The 3,241-nt window shown below is 68.9% G+C and carries 4 protein-coding genes and 1 pseudogene; 2 read left to right on the top strand and 3 right to left on the bottom strand.

The window, feature by feature from the left end; translation table 11 throughout:
• Positions 1-59: 59 nt before the first annotated feature.
• On the top strand, positions 60-1,025 hold the full coding sequence (locus A9X03_RS27505; protein ID WP_068263937.1) for a DUF2889 domain-containing protein: 966 nt from the start codon (positions 60-62) through the stop codon (positions 1,023-1,025).
• Positions 1,026-1,095: 70 nt separating this feature from the next.
• On the opposite strand, the gene A9X03_RS27510 is transcribed toward A9X03_RS27505, so the two are convergent.
• The 3 genes and pseudogenes from A9X03_RS27510 to A9X03_RS27520 all read right to left on the bottom strand — a co-directional run bounded on the left by A9X03_RS27510 (position 1,096) and on the right by A9X03_RS27520 (position 2,267).
• On the bottom strand, positions 1,096-1,512 hold the full coding sequence (locus tag A9X03_RS27510) for a hypothetical protein (RefSeq protein WP_067891889.1): 417 nt from the start codon (positions 1,510-1,512) through the stop codon (positions 1,096-1,098).
• Positions 1,513-1,560: 48 nt separating this feature from the next.
• A pseudogene (locus A9X03_RS27515) lies at positions 1,561-1,842 on the bottom strand (ATP-dependent DNA ligase); the annotation flags it as partial.
• On the bottom strand, positions 1,827-2,267 hold the full coding sequence (locus tag A9X03_RS27520) for a DUF402 domain-containing protein (protein WP_068263943.1): 441 nt from the start codon (positions 2,265-2,267) through the stop codon (positions 1,827-1,829). The pseudogene A9X03_RS27515 and the gene A9X03_RS27520, both read right to left, overlap by 16 nt.
• Before the next feature lie 84 nt (positions 2,268-2,351).
• On the opposite strand from A9X03_RS27520, the gene A9X03_RS27525 reads away from it, so the two are divergent.
• A complete protein-coding gene (locus A9X03_RS27525; RefSeq protein WP_067778866.1) occupies positions 2,352-3,098 on the top strand; it encodes an SDR family oxidoreductase in 747 nt (248 codons plus the stop codon).
• The last annotated feature ends 143 nt before the right edge of the window (positions 3,099-3,241 follow it).

Here is a 3,241-nt window from a genome sequence, read left to right on the forward strand (position 1 = left end):
ACGCCTACCGGCAGGCCTGGGAATGGGCCGACGCGACTGACTGGAAGCCCTGAGCCACCATGCCGTTCGTCGACGACATCCTCGGCCCGCGGCGGCCCTTCGTGGACGGCGGGCCACAGTCGCTGCCGGGCGTACGGCGACGCACCAGCACGATCGACACCCATCCGGATGGGGTGCGCGGCTCCGTGGCGGACCTGCGGGCGCGTGACGTGGTCGGCGCCGAGGACGGACGTGTCGAGATCCTCGGCGAGGTCCGAGTGAGGGCGCACCTCACCGATCAAGTCGTCGACGACATCACCGCGCCCGCCGGTCTGGACGCCTTGCTGGGCTGTCGTGTCGGCGCGGGATTTCGGGCGACGGTCAGCCGGCTGTTCCCTGAGGAAGTAGTGCGGGCCAGCCTGCTGAATCTGTTGCTCGACGACTGGGTCGGTGCCGCGCTCGTGTCCGGATACGCCGCCCAATACGCGGCGATCGTCGAGGGCGTCGAAGAGAAGATGCCACTGGGCATCGCCGACCGAATGGCCGGGATCTGCGCAGGTTTCGCACCGGACGCGTCGCTGATCGCATTCACCCGGCGGCACGATGTCATCCCGACGGGCCGCGGCCCGGTGGCGCCGCCGCTGAGCGGACTACACGAAGTGGAACCGCTCCGAGCGCGCGGGATGCGCAGGTACCGGCGGCTGGATCTGGCGGACAGCGACTCCGGGTCGGCGCGCTTCCATTCCCACTTCCGCGACTCTCACGTGGACGACGACCTGGTGGAGACGATCGTGCACGAGTACACGGTCGCCGGCACGATCGACACCTCGACGCGCGTCATCACCGGGGTGAACGCCGAGGTGCGAGTGTTGCCGTGGCAGGAATGCCCCGGAGCGATCGGTAGCGCGTCCCGCATCCGCGGTATGACTCTCGCCGAGTTGCGCGACCGCGTCCGCGGCGAATTCGTCGGCACCAGCACCTGCACCCACCTCAACGACACGTTGCGCTCGATCGCCGATCTGCAGGCGCTGATGGACAGCCGGTGAGCAGGTCGACGATCTGGTGTTCGATGTCCTGAAGGTCCGCGGGATCCCGCGTGGAGTCGGCGAATCGAACTCAGGCGGGTAGCGGTCCGCCGCACTGCAGCGCCCCGCTGTTGGGGTCGGAGTTTCCGGGCGCCGGTTTGACGAATTGGTCGGCCTGGGTGAAAACCGCGTCGTCGACGTCGATTTCGCAGTGCACGTTCGCCGCGTAGGGGAAATGCAGCACTATCCGCATCCCGGCCTGCTGGGGATCGGGCAGGACCGTGTTGGCCTCGAACACGTTGCCCGGCATGGACGGCAGGTTGGTGGTGTTGGTCTGGCCGCCGTTGATGACGAACGTGGCCTGGCTCCCGGTCGTCAGCGCATCGATCCGGGCGCGATAGGTGATGTTGTGCAGGTCCGCCCGCGCGGTCGCCGGGCTCAGCTGGGAGCCAACGGCGATGAGGGTCACCGCGGTGATCGGCAGGAGCCTGCTACCGGTGCAGCTCATAGTCGCTGACATTACGCCCAGCGCAATCGGGGGACCAAGCGCTCAGGCCCCGCTCTCCCGCACCACCTCGCCGTCGACCACGAAGCGCGTCGCGCGCTGGGCGGCAAGCGCATCGACGAGTTCCGGGTAGGTTCCGTTGAGCGGCTGTCGGTTTCGCGACAACAACCGCACCCGGTCGCCGTCGCGGAACGCCAGACAGCGCATCCCGTCGAACTTGCGCTCGAAGATCCAGCGCGGATCGGAGAACCGCCTGTCGGTCAGGGTCGCCAGCGTGGGGGATCGCCAGTCGGGCACCGGTTCGTCGGGCAGCGCGGCTACGTCTGGCGCCACGTCAGCTCCATCCCATGGCCGGCCAACCAGCGGGAGAGGTCATAGCCGTTGCGGGCCAACCCCGCAACGGCGTCCACGGCGCGCCGCACCGCCAGCTCGGCGACCTCCGGGGTCAACAGGCCGTGTCGGACGGCGTCCAGCAGCTCGTCGACGTCGGCCAGGTCCGCGCCGTCGCCGGTGCGGACTTCGATGTCGAGGTAGTGGTCCTCCGAACGCCACACCTCGGGTCCGGGCGTGTATTCGCCCACGTCGAGGTAGTAGTCGTGATCGCGCTCGTGGCCCGGGTTGAAGTGAAAGACGGTGGCGCGCAAGCCGAGCGAGGGCAGCAGCCAGGATTCGAGGTAATGGAACTGGGCGCGGCCGGGGGTGGGCCGGGCCACGTAGAGGCCCCACGGGTGAACCGCATAGTCGTCCACGTCCCGCACGATGCCCTTGGGATCGGTGTTGGTGCGGGCGATCAGGTCGAACGTCTCGTGCTTGGGCGGATGGATGCACCTACTCTAGTCACAATGAGCGACCTCAGCGGAAAGACAGCCCTGGTCACCGGCGGGAATTCGGGCATCGGGCTGGCGGCCGCGCAGCGGCTGGCCGACGCGGGCGCCCACGTCATCCTGACCGGGCGCAACCAGCAGACCATCGACGCCGCCGTGGCCTCGATCGGTGAACGGGCGACGGGCGTCCGCGCTGACGTGGCCAACCTTGACGACGTGGCCGCCGTCGCCGACGTCGTCGCCTCCCGCGGAGCGGGCCTCGACGTGCTCTTCGCCAACGCGGGCGGCGGAGAATTCGCGGCACTGGGCGACATTTCGGTCGAACACTTCACGTCCACGTTCATGACCAACGTGGGCGGCACGCTGTTCACCGTGCAAGCCATGCTGCCGCTGCTCAACCGCGGGTCGTCGATCGTGCTGACCGGCTCGACCGCCGCCTACAACGGCACCCCCGCGTTCAGCGTGTACGCGGCGACCAAGGCGGCGATCCGCTCGTTCGGGCGGACCTGGGCCGCCGAACTCGTGGGCCGCGGGATCCGGGTCAACACCATCGTTCCCGGACCGGTCGAGACGCCGGGGCTTTTGGGGCTGGCGCCGGCCGGGCGGGAGCAGGAGTTGCGAGAAGGCGAGGCGGCCAAGGTGCCGATGGGCCGCCTGGGCAGGCCCGAGGAGGTCGCCGCGGCGGTGCTTTTCCTCGCGTCGGACGAGAGCAGCTTCATGACCGGCAGCGAGATCTTCGTCGACGGCGGTGCGGAGCAAATCTAGGGCCGCGCCGGCCTATCGGCGTAAGCGGATTCTCCACCGCACGAAGCCGGCGTAGAAGAGCGACAACGCCGCCAGCATGCCCATGTCCAGCAGCCACACCTTCGGCGTGTGCTGCCAGAACCGGTCCTGGGACAGCAGCGAAT

It is taken from the genome of Mycobacterium sp. E1715, assembly GCF_001667625.1.
GTDB lineage: Bacteria > Actinomycetota > Actinomycetes > Mycobacteriales > Mycobacteriaceae > Mycobacterium.